The organism is Priestia sp. AB (assembly GCF_028369225.1).
In the GTDB taxonomy this organism is placed as follows: Bacteria; Bacillota; Bacilli; order Bacillales; family Bacillaceae_H; genus Priestia; species Priestia megaterium.
In genome coordinates, this window is record NZ_JAQMYN010000001.1 from 1079918 (window position 1) to 1098201 (window position 18284).

Here is an 18284-nt window from a genome sequence, read left to right on the forward strand (position 1 = left end):
TACTGTAAAAAGTGCAGAAAAGAAACTATACATACTCTCACAGAAGATGCTTTAGAAATTAATTGTTATTGCCATGAATGTCATTCACAACACGATATCGTAAAAACATTTTTTTAATCATTTCTCAAATTTTCACTCTCCAATAGACGAATAAATAACTTATATCCATAACCAAACTTCATATGAACCGTGGCTATTGAATTTCATTTTATACAATTATAGAAGCAGAGAAGAACGGGTAAAGTAACCGGGAAGATTTTTAGTGGAGGTGAACGAGAAGTGAGGAGTAGGGAAAGAGATTTTATAACCATTGAAAATGAAAAAGGTATTGAAAAACAATATGCAGTTGAGGCTTTATTTGATATGAGAAATCAGACTTACGCTTTGCTGCAATCGAACGGAGAAGTACTGTTGATGCGCGTTGAAGATGAAAAGGGTGAACAATATCTTGTTGGATTGACTGATTCTGAGGAACGTGACTCCATTTTAGATGCTTATCAAATTGCTGTAGAGGCTACGCCTGCTGACGAAGAATTTCACTAATATGATGAGGAGTACGTTATGAAGGAGAGACTTGTAGATGCAGCTCATTTGGAGCAAAAAATGCAGATTGAAAAAGTGATCAACGGAATGACCTTTACGAAAAATTTCCGGTCTGCTACAGCAGAAGAATGGTACGTATTTCTTCCAGGTTATGAAGATCCAAGAACAGGTGGAGCTGCAGGAAAAGCGATGATTCATTATAACCTTTATGGTAATAGAGATGTGTTTATTAATACTACAGTCATCTTAGATGATCCAGCGCTATTTAAAGGAGAAACCCATCCTCTTGTATATGCAATTGCAGATGAGCTTGTCAACAGGCTGGTTGGCTATGCTGATACCTTGCTGTCTGTCCATGCCGGTGAAAACTCGTTTGATGCAGAATATAAACAAAACAATCATTAATCTTGATTTTTTTCAATTAAATCTTCCCTTAAAAAGAGGCTGGGACGAACGTATTTTAAAAAGATCCGAACGGTTCATCGTTCGGATCTTTTTATTATGATGGTAAACGTAGGTTTCATATGTTTTGTTGCTTCTAGCACCCGCCCGTGGAAAGCGAAGTCTTGCATGGAAATCAATAGGGGTGTCAATCCACACTTGCCCTTTAATAGCATAGGCAGGATACATTTCATTATCAATCATATAATGAGCGATCCTTTCATGAAGCTCCATAGCTTCGTTGAATTGCTTTTAATACTTTGCGGACTTTTGGTGCTGCCGTTTCCGTAAGGGCTATCTAAACAATGATTGTCTAATTTTTTGAATGTTTTAGAAAAAGAGGTCAGGGTATTACAAGTACCATAAACGAATTAATTGATATAAACCATTTTTTTACTAGAAGGAGGAACTGCTCATGACAAAAAATGTGATAGGTACGTATGATAATGAAGAAGATATTGTAACCGCTATTCAAAACTTAAAGACACAAGGTTTTCAAGAGAAGGCCCTTTCTCTTGTAACCAGCAAAGATATCGATAAAGAGGACTATTCGAGAGTAGAAAGCAGAGAGGGAATTGACGTCAAGAAGGTTGAAACCACAGCACAAAATCACCAGGATGAGTCGATTATGGATAAAATTAAACATATGTTTTCACCAGATCACCCTAAAGAGATTCGTAGTGATAAAGCAAGAGTAGAAAAGCGTTTAATTAACTTAGGTGTCCCTCTTACAGAAGCAGGACCTTATGCAGATGATCTGCAAAAAGGAAAAGTATTATTGCTAGTAAAAGCTAATAGAGAGAAAAAAACAAATCAGTTCTTAGGAAGTAGAGAAGATTCTCCTTTTGCAAAGGGTGACTCCGTTTATGATAAATCATTATACGGAGAACATCGTAAGCATGAATAGGTAGGAAGAAGAATAAAATTCGAGTTTGTGGGCAAACTAAGAACATAGGAACCCCAATTCCTCATCTTTCATTAAGTATGTGTTTTTTAAAAGCTGCTCATTTGAGCAGCTTTTTCTTTTTTTTTATCGGAAATATTAAAAGAAAAGCTAACTTGTATGAAAGCTTAAAAGGAGGGGAAGCTAAGAAAAAATGAGCGTTGATACGGAGGAACGGAAAATTGCAAAAAAAGAATCGATTAACATCTCCTGAAATTGTAAATTTATGGATACACTATATCCGTGAAACTTTATCTGTATGTGTAAATAAATATATGCTTCACACGATTCAAGATCCTGAGATACATAGCCTTTTTCAAACGGCTCTTCACTATTCACTTAAACACATAGATGCTTTAAAAGCATTATTTAAGAAAGAGAAGTTTCCTATTCCTGAAGGATTTACAGAAGAAGACGTAAACTTAGAAGCTCCTCCTCTATTTACGGACGTTTTATGTCTTAAATCCCTTTATATGATGAGCACACACGGACATAATGAAATGAGTTTATCATTTACGACTTCCTTACGCCCAGACATTGTAGATTTTTATTATCAATGCAACCTTGATGCGATGGAGATTTATAAAAAAGCTAAGGACCTTCTTGTTTCAAAACAACTTTATCAGCAACCACCTACTTACATAACACCTAATAAGGTGGAAATGATTGAACACTACAACTATGTAACGGATGTATTCGGTAAACAGAGACCGATAAATACAATTGAAAGTGGGCATGCTTAATTTAATTTAAACAAAACATTTATTGCGAAAGCGATGATCCTCGGCTTTTCACAAGTTTCAAAAAATCAAAACGTACGAGCATTATTAGAAAAAAGCCTGCAAGTAAAAAACAAGCACATTGACATATTTTCATCCCTATTAACCAAAGACAATCTTCATCTACCTCAATCATGCGAAACAGAGGTTACAAATTCCAATATTTCTCCTTTTTCAGACCGGCTTATGCTTCTTCAAACGGGTTTCTTTTTTGCTGTAGCAGTTACTTATTATAACGCAGCTCTTATTGCAAGTATGAGAGCTGATATTTCAGCACACTGTGAAAAGGCGGCCTTAGATAGCTTGTGGATTTATAGCCGTATTGGGAAAGATATGATTGATAATCAGTGGATGGAACAGCCTCCCCAAGCAGACGACCGTAAAAGGTTAGATGATTAGAAAAACGTTCTTAATAAATTAATGTTTAATCCTCCGAGCATGCTACTACAGATATTGTAAAAATATTTACGTATAAAGAGAAAGAGCTGCTGTTCAGGAGCGGTAGTTTTTTTGGATGTATCTACTATACACTTCTAGTTAGCATATATAACGTTAACCAGAAGAAACTCACCAAAAAGAAGCCTTTGCTATAATTAGCAAAGGCTTTCAAAATTATGAGAATCACAATTAATAGGAACACCTTAAAAGACATTTTTGAAGTTTTAAGCCTATTTATTATATTTTCCTGATTCTAAGCAGTAAGTTTTGAATCGTTCCTATCTTTAGATGCTTGATTCTGGTTTCTTAAAAGAAATGCACCAAATAGAGTAAAGATAGTGACAATAACCCCCATGATTAAGTATGTTTGACGAAAACCAATTGAATCGTATAGATTTCCTACAATAGGAGAGAGTATAACAGCTCCTAGCTGCATCGCGAATTGGTAGCCAACCAAATATAAAATTGAAGAGAATTTTGTATCAAAATGTGTAGCCAGATATTTAAACACAGAAACGATGATAATGGCAAACTCTGGTGCGTTAAGAAGCTTAATAAATGAAATGCTGTATGGATCTGATACTAGACCTGAACCTATTACGCGCAAAATCATAATAATTCCCGCTAAAATTAAACCTCCTTTAGGACCTACTTTACGGACAATAAATGGAGCAACTAATAACATACCCGACTCTAAAAAGACCTGACATGCATTTAAGTAACCAAATATTTGGTTTCCTAATTGTTCTGTTGGAAACAGAGAGGCATAATATACAGGAAATTGCTGGTCAAAGACATTATAAATACAGCCCGTCCCGAGCATAAAAATCATAAAAATCCAGAAATCTTTTCGTTTAAATAAACTGCCCAAATCTTGCACAGAAAGGGACTTTGCCTTCTTTTCTTCAATAGTGGATACTTCTACTTTTGTAAGGAAAATAACAAGTAATAAGAGAATGCCTGATCCCGATGCAATCCAAAAGTTGATATCAGGGTTAATGCTAAGCATTCGTCCCCCAATAGCAGCTGCCACGGCGGCCCCTATTGATCCCCAAAGTCTTGCACGACCGAATTCAAACTCATACTTTCTGCCAATTTTTTCGATATATGACTCGATAGCTGAGATACCAGCTAAAAAAGTGATGGCAAGATAAGACCCGCCTGTCAGGGCTCCTATCCAAAAATTCCAGTTTAAAAGAGGTTGATAGATGAAAATGAGAAATGGTCCAGATAAAATAACTAAAATTGAAATGAAGTATAATAAATTCTTTCGTAACCCCAATTTGTCAGAGATATATCCATAAAGCGGTTGGAAAAGCATAGTGAAGACAGCGTTTACAGAAAAAACAATACCCGTTTGTGCTCCGGAAAGGTTAAGGCTTTGTCCCAACCAGATAGAAAAAAAAGTGAAAATAGAGGCAATAGATAAGAAGAACAAGAAAAAGAAACTGCTTAGCTTCCAGTAAAGTTTATTGTTTTGCATATTTAAATCCCCTTTGCTGTTTATGTAGCTAAATTTTATTTAGAAAGCGTTTTCGATTTGATTGTATTATATATGGTACCGATTTCATATGTCAATAAGAAATTAATTAACAAAACGCCCTTTAAAAAAGGTTTTTTTAAGTATAATGTGTTTTTCGAGTGTGGTACTGGTTTCTTACTTATAAAATAAATCTTTTTAAGTATGCTGGTTTATTAATCATGAAACATTTTATATAAAAAGGTTCCGTTTTAAACAGTCACAGCGATTTTACTGATATTCTTATTGAACACACGATATAGAGATGCAAACGAATTCATTCATTGCATTTTGGCTCTTTCTTAACGTAAAATAAGTATGAAACTGATTTCAGTTAGTGATGGAGTGATAAATAAATGCCTACCATATATGACGTAGCAAAATTATCGGGGTTATCAAAAACAACCGTTTCCCGTGTTATAAACAATCATTCATATGTTTCAGAAGAGAAAAAAAATCTGGTGCTAAAAGCAATGAAAGAGCTTAACTATACCCCGAATCCTTCGGCAAGAAAGTTAAGAGGACAGGTAACAACTACAATTGGTGTCATTGTACCAAGAATCGTAAATCCATTTTTCTCTTATTTAGTCGATTCAATTGAACAAGTTGCTTATAAAAACGGCTATCACGTATTAATCTTTCAAAGTAATGAAGATAAAGAGAAAGAATTGGCCTTTTTAAATTTACTAAAAACAAAGCAAGTTGACGGAATTATTATGACCTCTCTTGAAAATGACTGGAGTATCATAGAACCGTTTACTGAATCTGGTCCTATTTTGTTATGCAATGAATATGTAAACAACGCAAATGTTCCAATTGTTCGATTAGATCAATACAAGGGTGCGTATATAGGCGTAAAGCATTTACTTGAAAAAGGCCACCGGAAAATTGGGTACTGTACAGGTGGATTGTTTGTAGAGGAAGGCAAGGACAAGGACCGTAATCAAGGTTATCAAAAAGCACTTCAAGAGGCAGGAATCGAGCCGGATCCAAAATGGATCTTTGTTAATCAACACAGTATTGAAGATGGAAAACAAGTAGTTAAAAAAATCCTGTCAATGAAGGATCGTCCAACGGCTATATTTACAGGAAGTGATGAAATTGCCGGGGGAATGATGATTGAAGCCAAAGAGTGCGGTCTAAAAATACCTAATGATTTGGCTATTATTGGCTTTGATGATCAACCTCTTGCGCAAATGTTAGATCCAAAGCTAACAACTATACGACAACCTATTGATCAGATGGGGATTAAAGCAATGGAAACTCTTATTGATATGTTGAATGATTCTGGAGTGAAAGTGGAAACTTTTGAACTTCCAATCGAGCTGGTTGTTCGAAGTTCAACGTAATAGGAGATATCAGATGAAGGTGAGAGCCGGATTTATTCGTTCTCACCTTTTTTTGAAAAATTTTCAGAAAAGTTATTGAAACCGTTCCCATGGTGTAATACAATGAATTTATCTTAAATGAGAAGGGGTATATCAGACTTTTTAATAGCATAATTTTTTTTAACCATATATGGTACCGATACCATATAAACGAAGAATAAGTACATAATTTTAATATAAAAATACGGGAGCTGATAGAAATGGTTCAACTAAGTGAAAGAATGAATGAAGAAAGCGCTACAATAAAGAATAGACAATGGTGGAAGGAAGCAGTTGTATATCAAATTTATCCGAAAAGTTTTTATGACTCTAATGGTGACGGAATTGGTGACTTAAAAGGAGTTATTCAAAAATTAGATTACTTAAAAGGGTTAGGTATCGACGTTATTTGGTTAAGCCCAGTTTATCAATCACCAATGGACGATAACGGATATGACATCTCTGATTATCAAGCAATTGCAGAGGAATTTGGCTCTATGGAAGATATGGATCTATTAATCGATGAAGCTAAAAAAAGAAATATAAAGATTATTATGGACTTAGTAGTTAATCATACTTCGGATGAACATGAATGGTTCATAGAATCAAAAAGTGATGTAAATCATCCTAAAAGAGATTGGTATATTTGGAGAAACGGAAGAAAAGACGGGGTTCCGCCTAACAATTGGAAATCTATTTTTGGCGGTTCGTGCTGGGAGTATGATGAGCAAACCGGACAGTATTATCTTCATGCATTTTCTAAAAAACAGCCTGATCTTAATTGGGAAAACCCTGATCTTCGAAATGCCGTTTATAAAATGGTCAGATGGTGGTTAGATAAAGGAATTAGCGGCTTTAGAGTAGACGCCATTACATTTATAAAAAAACGACAGGACTTTGCTGATTCGCATGATGGAATTAATGTAATTGAAACCAACCAACAAGGCATTCATGAATTTTTAAGTGAACTAAGTAAAGAAGCTTTTACTTCACATGATATCTTAACCGTGGCAGAAGCACCTGGGGTATCATACAAAGAATTGCCTATTTATGCGGGGGAAGACGGGCATTTTAGTATGCTTTTTGAGTTCGATCATGTCGATTTAGATGTAGGAAAAGAAGGAAAATGGTATGAAACGTATAATTGGAATCTACTTGATTTCAAAAAAGCCATTTCTGACAGTCAAACGTTCTATAACAACACAGGGTGGGGAGCGCTTTATTTAGAAAACCATGACCAGCCTCGTTCTTTAAACAAATTTATTAAACCAGAAGATATAGGACCTATTCCAGCTAAAATGTTAGCTACCGTCTATTTCTTCTTAAAAGGAACGCCATTTATCTATCAAGGGCAAGAAATTGGAATGACAAATGTACAGTATCCATCAATTGAGCATTATAATGACTTGGCTTCAATCGATCAATATTACTCTGCGCTGAAAGAAGGCTTCTCAAAAGAGGAAGCATTAGCAGCGATTTGGAGACGCAGTCGTGATAATTCTCGAACACCTATGCAGTGGAATCATTCTGAATATGCAGGATTTAGCCAAGGTACACCGTGGCTAGAGATAAATTCTAATTATTCTTCTATTAACGTCGAGAATGCTTTAAAAGATCGTAATTCTTTATTTTATTTCTATAAAAAGTTAATTAGTCTAAGAAAAAGCAGTCCATACTCAGATGTTATTGCTTTTGGTAAATACGAAGACATGTTTAAAGATAGCCTGCAAATCATGGCCTACACGAGAGAGTTGAACGATAAAAAAATAGCGGTGATTGCTAACTTTGATAATAAAGAGTTGACTCTAAACTTAGATTTTAATATAAAAAATGTTATTTTATCCAACTATGATTATTTAGAATTACACCTAAATCAGATAAAATTACGACCTTACGAGTCCATTGTTTGTGAAGTCGATTTATCATTTTAATCTGTTTTTATCACAATTGACTGATTCACGTATAGAAAGGCAGGGTGAAATCTTTTGAAAACATTAAGAAATCAACATCAAGAAAAAATCTCAAAGGCAATAGAATCTGTGTTAAACGAGCAGGAGTCTGTTGATCAGAATCATTGGCGACTACAATACCATGTGTCTACACCAGCATTCTGGATGAATGACCCAAACGGATTCAGCTTTTATAAAGGTGAGTATCATTTGTTTTATCAACATCATCCTTACTCTCCCGAGTGGGGGCCAATGTATTGGGGGCATATAAAAAGTAAGGATCTTACTTACTGGGAACATCTTCCTATCGCTCTTGCTCCGAGTGAAGAATACGATAGGGATGGATGTTTTTCAGGAGGTGCAATTGAAAAAGACGGGAAGCTTTATGCAATGTACACAGGGAATGTGTGGACAGGGGATAACTATGATACGGACTTACGACAGGTTCAGTGTCTTGCTGTAAGCGAAGACGGCGTTCATTTTAATAAAGTACCTCAAAATCCAGTTATTGATTCAGCGCCTGAAGGAGATATTCACCTTTATCATTTTAGAGATCCAAAAGCATGGAAGAAAGACGACTATTATTATTGTGTTCTTGGATCACGTACAAAGGATCATGAAGGGCAAGTTCTTTTGTATTGTTCGAGAGATCTGTTGAATTGGGAGTTTATGAATGTAATGGCCAAAAGCCAAGGAAATCTTGGTTTTATGTGGGAGTGTCCAGATCTTTTTAGTCTTGATGGACAAGACGTGCTTGTCATGTCACCTCAAGGAATGAAATCAGAAGGGGATCTCTACCATAACTTACATCAAGCTGGATATGTAAAAGGGAAATTGGACTATAAAACAGGGCTGCTTCAACACGAAGACTTTCAGCTTTTGGACTACGGGTTTGACTTTTATGCTCCTCAGACGGCAGAAGATGAACATGGCAGACGCATTATGATAGCGTGGATGGCTATGTGGAAAAGCAGCATGCCTGAACAAAAACACAATTGGGCAGGCGCAATGACTATTCCGCGTGAGCTTTCTACTAAACAAGGGAATATAATTAGTAAACCAATTCCAGAGCTTAAGCAGCTTCGTCAACATCACGTGCAGTATAAAAATATCACGGTTAACGGAGAACAAGAACTTGCAGGTATTTCAGGTGATTGTTACGAACTTGAAGTGAAAATTAACGCAAAAGCTGCTTCACAGTTCGGAATAAAAGTGAGAACAGATAATGACACTCACCAGGAAACGCTCTTAACTTATGATAGGCTAGAAAGTTTGTTTATCTTTAATCGTGATAAATCAGGTGAAGGTGATGGGGGAATAAGAAAAGCACCTGTTGGATTAAATGATAATCACTTGCATCTTCATCTGTTTGTTGATAAATCTTCCATCGAAGTTTTTATTAATGAAGGCGAGAAAGTGATGACGAGCAGAATCTATCCTGCAGACAATGCAAAAGGTATTTGTTTCTTTGCAGATCAAGAAATTGAATTGATTACCTTAAATAAATGGAACTTGAGCAAGGGCGTTTCTCCACTGATTTTTTAAAGGCTAATAGGAATTGGATAAAGATAGTAGCCAAGCAACGTATAAGAAAGAAATTACAACAATTTATGCAACTAGATTAACTTGAAGAACAGATCCCCTTAAGGGGATCTGTTCTTTTTATATGTACATTAATATCTTTATTACATGGAAAAGTGCTTTTTTTGATTACTGCTATCTTTTATAAATAGTTTTATAAAGAATAGAGGGTAAATCATCAAGTATAAACTAAAAGCCCACCATGTTAAATCGAAATCCTTAATAAATGCCCAATACGCAATGGCTTGTAGCCCTGATAAAAAGGTTTTAAATATTTCATCTTTTTATCTAATGTGTTCTTCTAAAGTGGATTTACTAGCATTAGCTTCTTTTTCCCCAGTCATATTTAATGTCACTACACCGATAATGATGAGAGCTATAGCAACGATCTTTAGCAGACTTACACTTTCATTGAAGTACATAAATCCAATTAGCGTAATAATTATAATCCCCATACCTGACCAAATAGCGTAAGCAATTGAAACTTCTATACTTTTTAACGTTAATGTCAAAAAGTATAAACTACAAATGTAAAAAAGTATAAGCAATACACTTGGTATAACTTTGGTAAAACCTTCTGATAATTTCATGGTCGTAGTTCCAGCAACTTCAAAAAGAATAGCTAAACATAGATAAATCCAATACAACTTTCTTCGCCTCCTTATTTTTTACAGAAAAGCTTAGGTGATGATTTTTGTCATAAAAATACTCATAGATAACAAATAAATATAACTTTAAATACCTTATAAGTATAAGTTTACCATATTAGGATTTTTATATATAATCTATAGATGTTGTTACTTATATATTTTGAGGAGGAGAAAAGAAATGAAGAAAACGTTTGTCGCATTAATTCTTGCTTTATCCCTGGTTGTATCTGCATTAGGAATTCAGCCTTCGAATGCTAAAGCTGAATCAAATCACAATCCGGTTGTTCTTGTTCATGGAATCAGCGGTGCGTCCTATAACTTTATTGCTATCAAAAACTATTTAATTGCTCAAGGTTGGGATCGCAATGATCTTTATGCTATTGATTTTGTAGATAAGACAGGCAACAATTTGAATAATGGACCTCAGCTTGCTCGATACATTGATCAAGTGTTGAAAGAGACGGGAGCTAAGAAGGTAGATATTGTTGCTCATAGTATGGGCGGAGCAAACACGCTGTATTATATTAAATATCTAGGGGGAGGGAATAAGATTGAAAATGTCGTGACGTTAGGAGGAGCGAATGGTTTAGTTTCTTCGACAGCACTCCCAGGTACAGATCTCAATCAAAAAATTCTTTATACGTCGATCTACAGCATAAATGATCAAATTGTTGCTAATAGTCTCTCTAGGCTGCAAGGAGCAAGAAACATTCAACTTTATGGCATTGGACATATTGGATTGCTTTCAAATAGTCAGGTTAACGCGTACATAAAAGAAGGGCTGAATGGCGGGGGACAAAATACAAACTAATTATTTTTCAGGTGAACAAGGCAGGATCGGCTTTTATATATTTAGAATTAGAATGTTTGCCTTTGTGTTTCACGAGCATGTACCCGATGAAACAATCGAAGTCAAAGCAGCTCCCGCGCCGAAATAGAATAGAGTGCTAAAAGTACCTCAGTTAATCGAGGTACTTTTTTAGGTTTTTGTACAAAGAATCGATGATTAAAAAGCTCTCAAATTGATTTTTAATCGCGCATTGCGCCTGCTTCTCGAGAAGTCATTGCGCCTTGTCCTTCATTTACATCTCTTTGGATTTCTTGTTTTACTTTTTGTGCATTTGTTGCAGAAGCTGCTGGTTTCTCAGTAAAACCCGCATTTTCTTTAGCTGATTGATGTTGCTGCATATACTCTCTCCTTACTTTTTTATTCGTACAAAAAGGAAGAATGGAGCCCCATTCTTCCTTCAGCCATCAATTATAAAGTTGTCTTAGAAACGTCCGCCGCCAAGTTGTTGCTCAGCCATTTGTACAAGACGTTTTGTGATTTCGCCACCTACTGATCCGTTTGCACGTGCAGTTGTATCAGCACCAAGGTTTACACCAAATTCACTAGCGATTTCATATTTCATTTGATCGATTGCTTGTTCAGCACCGTATACTAATAATTCATTGTTGTTGCTGCTGTTATTGTTTGCCATGTTGTGTCACCTCCTTGTTTTTCTTAAGTTTCCTATTGTGGAAGAGATGTATTCGTGGTAAATAATGGATGTATATTTCCTTGTTAGGATGACATACTAATTTTTAGAAACAACCGACACTGTAAAAAGTGGGATTAGATGTTTCATTTCCTTGTGACTAAAAACTAAACGGTTGCCATGTGTAGGAGAGAGAATGACAACTCGTTTGTCATTCTTTTTTCATGTTCATGGGTATATTATTTGAATGACAAAGGACTAACTCTTTAAAGAGTTAGTCCTGGGCTTAATAAAAATGATTGCTTTTTATAGCTGTTTTAAGAAGTGTGTTTAGTTATTCTAGCCATTGCTTCTTGGACTGCATTTACAACAAAAGGGTCTTTTTCTTTCAAATCATTCACGCTGATTTCACCTGATTGTAAACCTCTGCAGATTTCATGGATATCTTCTTCAATTGTAATCGGCAGCTTATTTTCTGTAAGCATGTTACTTAATTCATTTGCTAACATTTTTTGTTGATCCATGGGATGCCCTCCTCGTCATGTAAAAGTATAAATTGATCAAGCTTATTTCTTTTCTTTTCCTTCTTGCTCATTCCGTACTTTTTCAATTCCAGTGTTTGATTCAAATCCAACTCGATAAGTTCCAGATTTTTGTTGCTTTACTGAATCTGGCATTTGATACTGCTTTAAATCATCTTGAAACTGTCTTGTGCTTGGATTTCCTTCCACTTATATTCCTCCTCAGTAAAGTAAGTTTTGACGCTTTAGTTTCCCCAGTTCGTAAAACAATTAAGCATGTTGTACATGGCTCTTTGCAACAAGTATCTAATTAATTCTGGGGAAATAAAAATATAACTTAACCTTCCACTTATTTTATCTTCAAATTTTCAAACAATAGGGCTAGGAGGTGTTTTTATGCCAAAGAAAGACTTTACAGGCGTTGATAATTCAGGAATCGCAGAAAGAGTTGATTATAACAACTATAAAAATAAAGATAGCAATAATGATCCTACGCTTAACCGTATTGTCGAAGAAGATGGGCGTGCTCTTGATCCGAGGGAAACCTTAGAAAATTTCTTTACTGACCTTGAAGGCGAAGAGCCACAAGAAATTACAACTTAATAAAAAAAGTAGAAAACGGCGGATCTTTTTTAGCGGAAAGACCTATGAAACGCAGATATTTTCATTAAAGAACCTGTTGTAAACGAGTTAACATGATTTAAAAAAATGAGGACTATTAATAGAGGTGAAGTTAATGTCGCACACAGAATCTGAGCGAACAACGTACATGTACGATCCTTTCACTATACAAGGTCTTGAAATGAATATACCTAAAGAAGACGAAGGCAGCCAACCGCTAATAAATCGTTCAGGACTGAGTACCTCTACGTTCAAAACGAGCATGAATAGAAAGCATTTTGAACGTTATATTTATTAGCAGGAATATCCTGCAGCTTTTTATCTTATAAAAAGATCCTTCTATTTTATACGCTAGAAGGGTCTTTCCACTAAATATTCTCATTTCAGTATAGTAATCAATTGCTTGTGCCTAACGTATTGAGAAATTCACCTTCGTGTTAGATGTGGATAGGTAATAAAAGTGGTTAGTGTTTTTTCATATATTGTCTGTACATCCATTGTAGAAAGGATTTAACGAAATGCAGAAGCAAACCGTACTTTTTAATTTAGACGATACGCTTGTTCACTGTAATAAATATTTTAGAGACACCATAAATGCTTTTGTGGCTCAATTGCAGGAATGGTTTGAGAATCTGACTAAGGAAGAAATAAAACAAAAGCAGTTAGAGATAGATTTAAAAAGTATCGAAAAGTATGGCCTTCACTCTTCCCGATTTCCAGAATCATTAGTAGCTACTTATTTATTTTTTAGTGAACAAAATCATCAAGATATCCATGAAGATAGAGTCCAAAGAGTCAAAAAAATTGGTCAAAGTGTATTTGAAGTACCGATAGAGCCTTTGCCAAATATGTATGAAGTATTAGATAAGCTTAAAGAACAAGGACATGATCTCTACTTACACACAGGTGGAGACGAGGAAAATCAAGGTAGAAAAATTGTTCAGCTAGAGCTAGCTAAATACTTTGAAAAAAGGGTATTTATTTCTGAACAAAAAGATACAGCTGCATTAAAAGAAATACTAAACCAAATTAAGTACGATCCAAAAAAGACTTGGATGATTGGCAATTCATTAAAAACCGATATAAGACCGGCAGTAGAAGCTGGAATACATGCGATTCACGTACCTTCTGAACTGGAGTGGAGCTACAACCAAGTTAAAATTGATGTTGCGCCAAAAGGTAAATTGATAACCGTTAATTCGTTGCTGGAAGTTCCAGAAATCATTCAAAAGCATGCTCAAGAAACGGTTGTGTCCACCTAATATTAGGTCATATGTAAACACAATATATAGAAACAGCTAACCGTTGATTAAACCTTACCCAACGGTAGCCAGATAAAGTTCTTATGTTTTTTCTAATCAACTCACATACTATACAGAGGAGGTGACTGATATGGCAGATCACTCTAAAGAATCAGAAAAAATGATATGTGAAGATCATAATTCTCCAGTTGATGAAAGAAGCTACGATTTATACGAAGCGACGCGTAATTCACTTTTACGTAATGAATTAGACGATAAAAACAAAACCATTTTAAATAATATTGATAACGGAGCGATGGATGTTAATCTTGAGGAATAATGGGCATTAAAAAACCTTTTATTTCTTAGTCTCATAGCTATGTTACTAAGGATACACATTTCTTTTTCTCTTAGTAGAAAAGACCCTAAATAATTAGGGTCTTCTTTAGGTATTTGTCCAAACATTCTATGGTTGTTTCACATACAGTAAGAGGAGTCTACTAACAGAAAGGAGAAGATTTTTAATATGAGAAACAACTATCCTTATCAGCACTCTAATTATGGTGGTTATCAAGGGGCTATGTATCCTCAGCAAGGCAGCTGCGGTTATCCTCCAGCTAAACCATGTGGCCAATTACCTCCTCAAACTATGCCTGCTCAGTATGACCCAGTTAAACAAAATACATCTTTTACTGGTCAAGATGTGTTTGTGCCAGTGGTGCATCCTAGTCATACCACAAATGTTTATCAAAAAAATTATAAATATATGCACTCATTCCCGTATACAGAATCCGTTGTATGTCAGGAAACGCATCAACATTTTTGTGCTCCAAGCTGCCCTCCTAGACCTCGTCCTTGGTGCTGATAGCCAAAAAAGCCCCTTCATTTTAACAATGAAGGGTTTTTACTATGTGAAATTTATAATGTTATCTAGCTATCGTTAAACAAAGTAGCCTATTTTTGACCACAATCCAATCGATATGAGCTATGTCTACATATAATACCTTAACCCATGTATATTTAAAGTTTTTTCCTTTAGTTAAATACCACGAAAAGAGGTGTTTATATGTCTAGTTATGGTGGAGCTGGTTCTGGTTTTGCTTTATTAGTTGTCCTGTTTATTCTTCTTGTCATTATTGGATGCAGCTGTTACGGCCGCGGATTTGGCTATTAATAACAATAAAAAAGTCTTTCTCTAATGTGAGAAAGACTTTTTTATTCTAGGTTGTGCAGGGAGTGCTTTTGTACGCAATAGAACTGATTGGGCGGAATTCAAACAATCTATTGCAGAGGGAGTAAAACTCATATATGGGATCTGAGGATGCTTCATTGTATGTAAAAGAAACTAAAAGGTTATTATTTTTTTATTTATAGTGATATAAAACGTAGTCTATCCACTTGGTGGAGCAAATTTCGTTTTTCATCATATGCTAAATGTATGAACGAGAAGGAGGTGAAGTTTATGTTCTTTGGCGGTTATGGCGGAGGTTGTGGCTATGGTTATGGCGGCGGCTGCGGTTACGGCGGTGGCAGTGGTTTTGCTTTAATTATCGTGCTGTTTATCTTATTAATCATTATTGGCTGTGCTTGTTGGGGAGGATTTGGCGGTTGCTAATTATTAGCCTGCCTTTCTCTCTAACTTAAAAAAGTTAGCTTTATGCTAGCTTTTTTTATTTGTTAAATAGGGACATGTATAGTGATTAGTACTAATACCTGCTGTTTTAACCAATGGTTTACAGCTTGTTACTAAGCGTTTAAGGATGAAAGTTATTATACTCAGCATAAGAACCATGAATATTTGAAATAAGTTTAGTTGAAAATTCACCTCTTTGTTTTGGGAAAATGATGTAAAATGATGATAAGAGGAGGTATGGAAATGAATGGAACAGATGCAATAGTATTAAATATAAAAGAGATTAGAAGAAGAAGTATAAAGGTTTGGCAAGCAATTCCTGATGATAAACTCGATTGGAAGCCGGATAAAGAAGCTATGACATGCATAGAAATGGTTCGTCATGTCTTGGAGTCAGAATACTATTATCATCTAGCTATCGAAAATTTGGGCAGCTTAAAGGAATTTGATTCTCCTTTTGAAAAAAGACCCTTACAATCTATAAAGGATGAATTGGAGTTTGCAGCATCCTACCATCAACAATTTTTAGACATGATTACTACTTTTTCTGAAGAAGATTTAACTAATATTAAAATAGACCGTTCAGATGTTGGTTATATTCGTTCTTTAGGGGATATGTTGATGCGGATAGGCTATCATGAATCCGTACACGCTGGACAACTCTTACAGTATTTGAGAATCATGGAGGTTGATCGACCTAGGATATGGGATTAAACAAATTAGATAATATGTATATCATAGATAAAACTAGTTACCATAATGTCCCTATTTTCTAAGAAACATTTTTTGGCATTTATAGAAAGCTCATTGTTTGCAATCTGTGAATTTGACCAAACATCGCTGCAATATCTTTCCGAATAGACGAGCCAATTAATTAGCTATAAGCAACTATACCAGCGGCTATCTCCATGAAGATAGCCGCTGCGACTTCTGGATCTTGAAAACATGCTCCGCATGGAATATTATCCAAACCTGCTCCTGAACGTTCAAGCGGAGCTGGGGGAACGCTACTTCATTTTCGTTTAATAGCTTTTCTGGGTCTTTCATTCATTAGATGAATCAAAATATGTTTCGGTGCTTATTCTCCGTGCTTTAGTTTTTTTATATACCTTATTAAATACTTTACAAAGATATCATCTCTTACTAACCAGGCGGCATAATTCCTTTTTAAAAAGATTTCTGCTTCCTTAAAGCTTTTAAATGTATGAATCGATAGCCCTTTGCTATTTTCAATTATCCATTCATCTTCATTCTGAAGAGAAACAAGGAACATATCATCATTTTGAGTTTCGTAGAGAGAACCAGATGAAGATTCTTTCAAATTATATCGGTTTCTTCTTGCATCCTCTCGTACAGGATCCAGATGAAATGTATCTTTTACAAACTGGTTATAAGCTTCATTAGTTAACGAACATCCAGCAGCTTTTGCGTGACCTCCGCCTCCATAGTGACCAGCAACTTCTGATACATCCACATGATCATGAATGGTCCGAAGACTAATTCGTTTTCCTCCCATATTCAACATGGCAATGTAATCAAGGTGAGGATATTCTTTTCCTAATTCGTTTCCAAGTTCTGAATGATACGATTCAGCGTACACGATCCCTGCCAAATAGTCATCTATAGAGGTTTGCACCAATTCTCGTCTTTTTCGACGAATATAACGTTCTACTTTATCTTCTTCCATATCTAATATCTTCTGTTCAAACTCGTCAAAAAAGAAGTGGTCACTGTTTTGAAGTCTGTTAACCATTTTTTCTTCAAACTCGTCAATAGATATTAAAAAGAAGAGAGCATTTAGCCTGTGTGCTTCTTGGTTGTTGTTCTTTTCCCATTCCCAAGTATCATACTGCCTTACTAGTTCTACAAATTCATCAACCGCATTGGAAGTCTGGATAAGTTCATTTTCTATAAGGTATTCATAAAACAAGGACGTTCCTGAGGCTAAGCTCCCTTCGTTGTCTTCTACGACAACGTGTCCCCATTCATATTCGTTGAAATGAAGAGCTGTTTTATGATGATCAAGCAGCTGGACTTTTCCTCCTGTTTGATAAAACTCTTCAAGTCTTTTTTCATTCTCTTCGTTTACTGATAAATCCGTGATAAATAAATGTGTATTTCTTTCTTCATTTTCTAAAAACCATTCTACTTCACGGTTAAGCGATGCAATAGAGTTATAACGAATTTTTATTCTATCTCCAAAAGCTAACTTTGCTAAAACTCCGCATCCAACTCCATCTAAATCCGTATGTGATAACAGTTTATACATATCTTTCACCTCGAAATTATTATGATACGAGAGAAAGGTTTTTAACCGCTGAAGCTTTAGTTTGCTGAAGAGCACTATGGTAAAACTAATTTTTCTTTAGGTAACTATGTTAACGTCCAAAAAGCATAACATATAAAGCTTCTTTCCACTTGACCTATCTGAATACAAACTAGAGTGCTGCCTTAATTATATGTTTAGGGAAGAGCATCTTCGTTTAAAGGTATTGTATGTAACAAGAAAACATCTTGGTTACCCATAATGAGATCTATGATATAAGAAAAACATTGGTTTTTTACGTTCTTTTAAGAACA

At 35.3% G+C, this 18284-nt stretch carries 25 protein-coding genes and 1 pseudogene; 17 read left to right on the top strand and 9 right to left on the bottom strand.

Annotated features, from left to right (window positions below):
* The first annotated feature begins 279 nt into the window (after positions 1-279).
* Together POF52_RS05625 and POF52_RS05630 are read left to right on the top strand one after the other, a co-directional pair.
* Positions 280-543: a DUF1292 domain-containing protein gene (locus POF52_RS05625; RefSeq protein WP_013084453.1), complete on the top strand. Its 264-nt coding sequence runs from the start codon at positions 280-282 to the stop codon at positions 541-543.
* Positions 544-561: 18 nt separating this feature from the next.
* Positions 562-948, top strand: coding sequence for a hypothetical protein (locus POF52_RS05630; RefSeq protein ID WP_271990572.1), 387 nt, complete (start codon positions 562-564; stop codon positions 946-948).
* 12 nt (positions 949-960) lie between these two features.
* Here the strand turns inward: POF52_RS05630 and POF52_RS05635 are convergent, their stop codons facing one another.
* Positions 961-1188, bottom strand: a complete 228-nt coding sequence (locus POF52_RS05635) for a hypothetical protein (RefSeq protein WP_271990574.1) — start codon at positions 1186-1188, stop codon at positions 961-963.
* A gap of 211 nt (positions 1189-1399) precedes the next feature.
* Between POF52_RS05635 and POF52_RS05640 the strand changes: the two genes are divergently transcribed.
* The 3 genes and pseudogenes from POF52_RS05640 to POF52_RS05650 all read left to right on the top strand — a co-directional run.
* Positions 1400-1891 (top strand): general stress protein, encoded by a 492-nt coding sequence (locus POF52_RS05640; RefSeq protein ID WP_271990576.1) that lies wholly within the window; start codon positions 1400-1402, stop codon positions 1889-1891.
* Between the two features lie 218 nt (positions 1892-2109).
* A complete protein-coding gene (locus POF52_RS05645; RefSeq protein ID WP_271990578.1) occupies positions 2110-2670 on the top strand; it encodes a DUF3231 family protein in 561 nt (186 codons plus the stop codon).
* An 18-nt stretch (positions 2671-2688) separates the two neighbouring features.
* Positions 2689-3105: pseudogene (locus tag POF52_RS05650) on the top strand (DUF3231 family protein); the annotation flags it as partial.
* A 292-nt stretch (positions 3106-3397) separates the two neighbouring features.
* Here POF52_RS05650 and POF52_RS05655 read toward each other — a convergent pair.
* Positions 3398-4627, bottom strand: coding sequence for an MFS transporter (locus tag POF52_RS05655; protein WP_271990580.1), 1230 nt, complete (start codon positions 4625-4627; stop codon positions 3398-3400).
* Positions 4628-5019: 392 nt separating this feature from the next.
* Between POF52_RS05655 and POF52_RS05660 the strand changes: the two genes are divergently transcribed.
* The 3 genes from POF52_RS05660 to POF52_RS05670 all read left to right on the top strand — a co-directional run bounded on the left by POF52_RS05660 (position 5020) and on the right by POF52_RS05670 (position 9524).
* The gene (locus POF52_RS05660) at positions 5020-6012 is read left to right on the top strand and encodes a LacI family DNA-binding transcriptional regulator (protein WP_271990582.1); all 993 of its coding nucleotides are present in this window, start codon (positions 5020-5022) and stop codon (positions 6010-6012) included.
* A gap of 239 nt (positions 6013-6251) precedes the next feature.
* A complete protein-coding gene (locus POF52_RS05665; protein ID WP_271990584.1) occupies positions 6252-7961 on the top strand; it encodes an alpha-glucosidase in 1710 nt (569 codons plus the stop codon).
* Positions 7962-8015: 54 nt separating this feature from the next.
* Entirely contained in the window at positions 8016-9524 is a 1509-nt protein-coding gene (locus tag POF52_RS05670; protein WP_271990586.1) for a glycoside hydrolase family 32 protein, read from the top strand.
* A 140-nt stretch (positions 9525-9664) separates the two neighbouring features.
* Here the strand turns inward: POF52_RS05670 and POF52_RS05675 are convergent, their stop codons facing one another.
* Positions 9665-9835, bottom strand: a complete 171-nt coding sequence (locus tag POF52_RS05675; RefSeq protein ID WP_416433811.1) for a DUF5360 family protein — start codon at positions 9833-9835, stop codon at positions 9665-9667.
* Between the two features lie 9 nt (positions 9836-9844).
* Positions 9845-10207: a DMT family transporter gene (locus tag POF52_RS05680; RefSeq protein WP_016765090.1), complete on the bottom strand. Its 363-nt coding sequence runs from the start codon at positions 10205-10207 to the stop codon at positions 9845-9847.
* Between the two features lie 181 nt (positions 10208-10388).
* Between POF52_RS05680 and POF52_RS05685 the strand changes: the two genes are divergently transcribed.
* Positions 10389-11021 carry an esterase/lipase family protein gene (locus tag POF52_RS05685; RefSeq protein ID WP_016765089.1) on the top strand — a complete coding sequence of 211 codons (633 nt, stop codon included), beginning with the start codon at positions 10389-10391 and terminating at the stop codon, positions 11019-11021.
* Between the two features lie 218 nt (positions 11022-11239).
* Here the strand turns inward: POF52_RS05685 and POF52_RS05690 are convergent, their stop codons facing one another.
* The 4 genes from POF52_RS05690 to POF52_RS05705 all read right to left on the bottom strand — a co-directional run bounded on the left by POF52_RS05690 (position 11240) and on the right by POF52_RS05705 (position 12419).
* Positions 11240-11398 (bottom strand): hypothetical protein, encoded by a 159-nt coding sequence (locus POF52_RS05690; protein ID WP_013084443.1) that lies wholly within the window; start codon positions 11396-11398, stop codon positions 11240-11242.
* An 83-nt stretch (positions 11399-11481) separates the two neighbouring features.
* A complete protein-coding gene (locus POF52_RS05695) occupies positions 11482-11691 on the bottom strand; it encodes an alpha/beta-type small acid-soluble spore protein (RefSeq protein WP_013084442.1) in 210 nt (69 codons plus the stop codon).
* 314 nt (positions 11692-12005) lie between these two features.
* Complete coding sequence (locus POF52_RS05700) at positions 12006-12212, bottom strand: hypothetical protein (RefSeq protein ID WP_271990593.1); 207 nt, start codon at positions 12210-12212, stop codon at positions 12006-12008.
* Positions 12213-12254: 42 nt separating this feature from the next.
* A complete protein-coding gene (locus POF52_RS05705; RefSeq protein WP_271990595.1) occupies positions 12255-12419 on the bottom strand; it encodes a hypothetical protein in 165 nt (54 codons plus the stop codon).
* A gap of 186 nt (positions 12420-12605) precedes the next feature.
* On the opposite strand from POF52_RS05705, the gene POF52_RS05710 reads away from it, so the two are divergent.
* The 8 genes from POF52_RS05710 to POF52_RS05745 all read left to right on the top strand — a co-directional run bounded on the left by POF52_RS05710 (position 12606) and on the right by POF52_RS05745 (position 16418).
* Positions 12606-12812 carry a hypothetical protein gene (locus tag POF52_RS05710; protein WP_013084439.1) on the top strand — a complete coding sequence of 69 codons (207 nt, stop codon included), beginning with the start codon at positions 12606-12608 and terminating at the stop codon, positions 12810-12812.
* A gap of 133 nt (positions 12813-12945) precedes the next feature.
* Positions 12946-13128: a hypothetical protein gene (locus POF52_RS05715; protein WP_271990597.1), complete on the top strand. Its 183-nt coding sequence runs from the start codon at positions 12946-12948 to the stop codon at positions 13126-13128.
* Between the two features lie 220 nt (positions 13129-13348).
* The gene (locus POF52_RS05720; RefSeq protein WP_271990599.1) at positions 13349-14092 is read left to right on the top strand and encodes an HAD family hydrolase; all 744 of its coding nucleotides are present in this window, start codon (positions 13349-13351) and stop codon (positions 14090-14092) included.
* A gap of 130 nt (positions 14093-14222) precedes the next feature.
* Positions 14223-14411, top strand: coding sequence for a hypothetical protein (locus tag POF52_RS05725; RefSeq protein ID WP_013084436.1), 189 nt, complete (start codon positions 14223-14225; stop codon positions 14409-14411).
* Positions 14412-14597: 186 nt separating this feature from the next.
* A complete protein-coding gene (locus tag POF52_RS05730; protein WP_271990602.1) occupies positions 14598-14936 on the top strand; it encodes a CotD family spore coat protein in 339 nt (112 codons plus the stop codon).
* A 201-nt stretch (positions 14937-15137) separates the two neighbouring features.
* Positions 15138-15245: a YjcZ family sporulation protein gene (locus POF52_RS05735; RefSeq protein WP_016766356.1), complete on the top strand. Its 108-nt coding sequence runs from the start codon at positions 15138-15140 to the stop codon at positions 15243-15245.
* Positions 15246-15533: 288 nt separating this feature from the next.
* Positions 15534-15686, top strand: a complete 153-nt coding sequence (locus POF52_RS05740) for a YjcZ family sporulation protein (RefSeq protein ID WP_013058439.1) — start codon at positions 15534-15536, stop codon at positions 15684-15686.
* Between the two features lie 261 nt (positions 15687-15947).
* Positions 15948-16418 (top strand): DinB family protein, encoded by a 471-nt coding sequence (locus tag POF52_RS05745; protein WP_013084435.1) that lies wholly within the window; start codon positions 15948-15950, stop codon positions 16416-16418.
* 364 nt (positions 16419-16782) lie between these two features.
* Here the strand turns inward: POF52_RS05745 and POF52_RS05750 are convergent, their stop codons facing one another.
* Positions 16783-17973, bottom strand: a complete 1191-nt coding sequence (locus tag POF52_RS05750) for a DHH family phosphoesterase (RefSeq protein ID WP_176583169.1) — start codon at positions 17971-17973, stop codon at positions 16783-16785.
* Between the last annotated feature and the right edge of the window lie 311 nt (positions 17974-18284).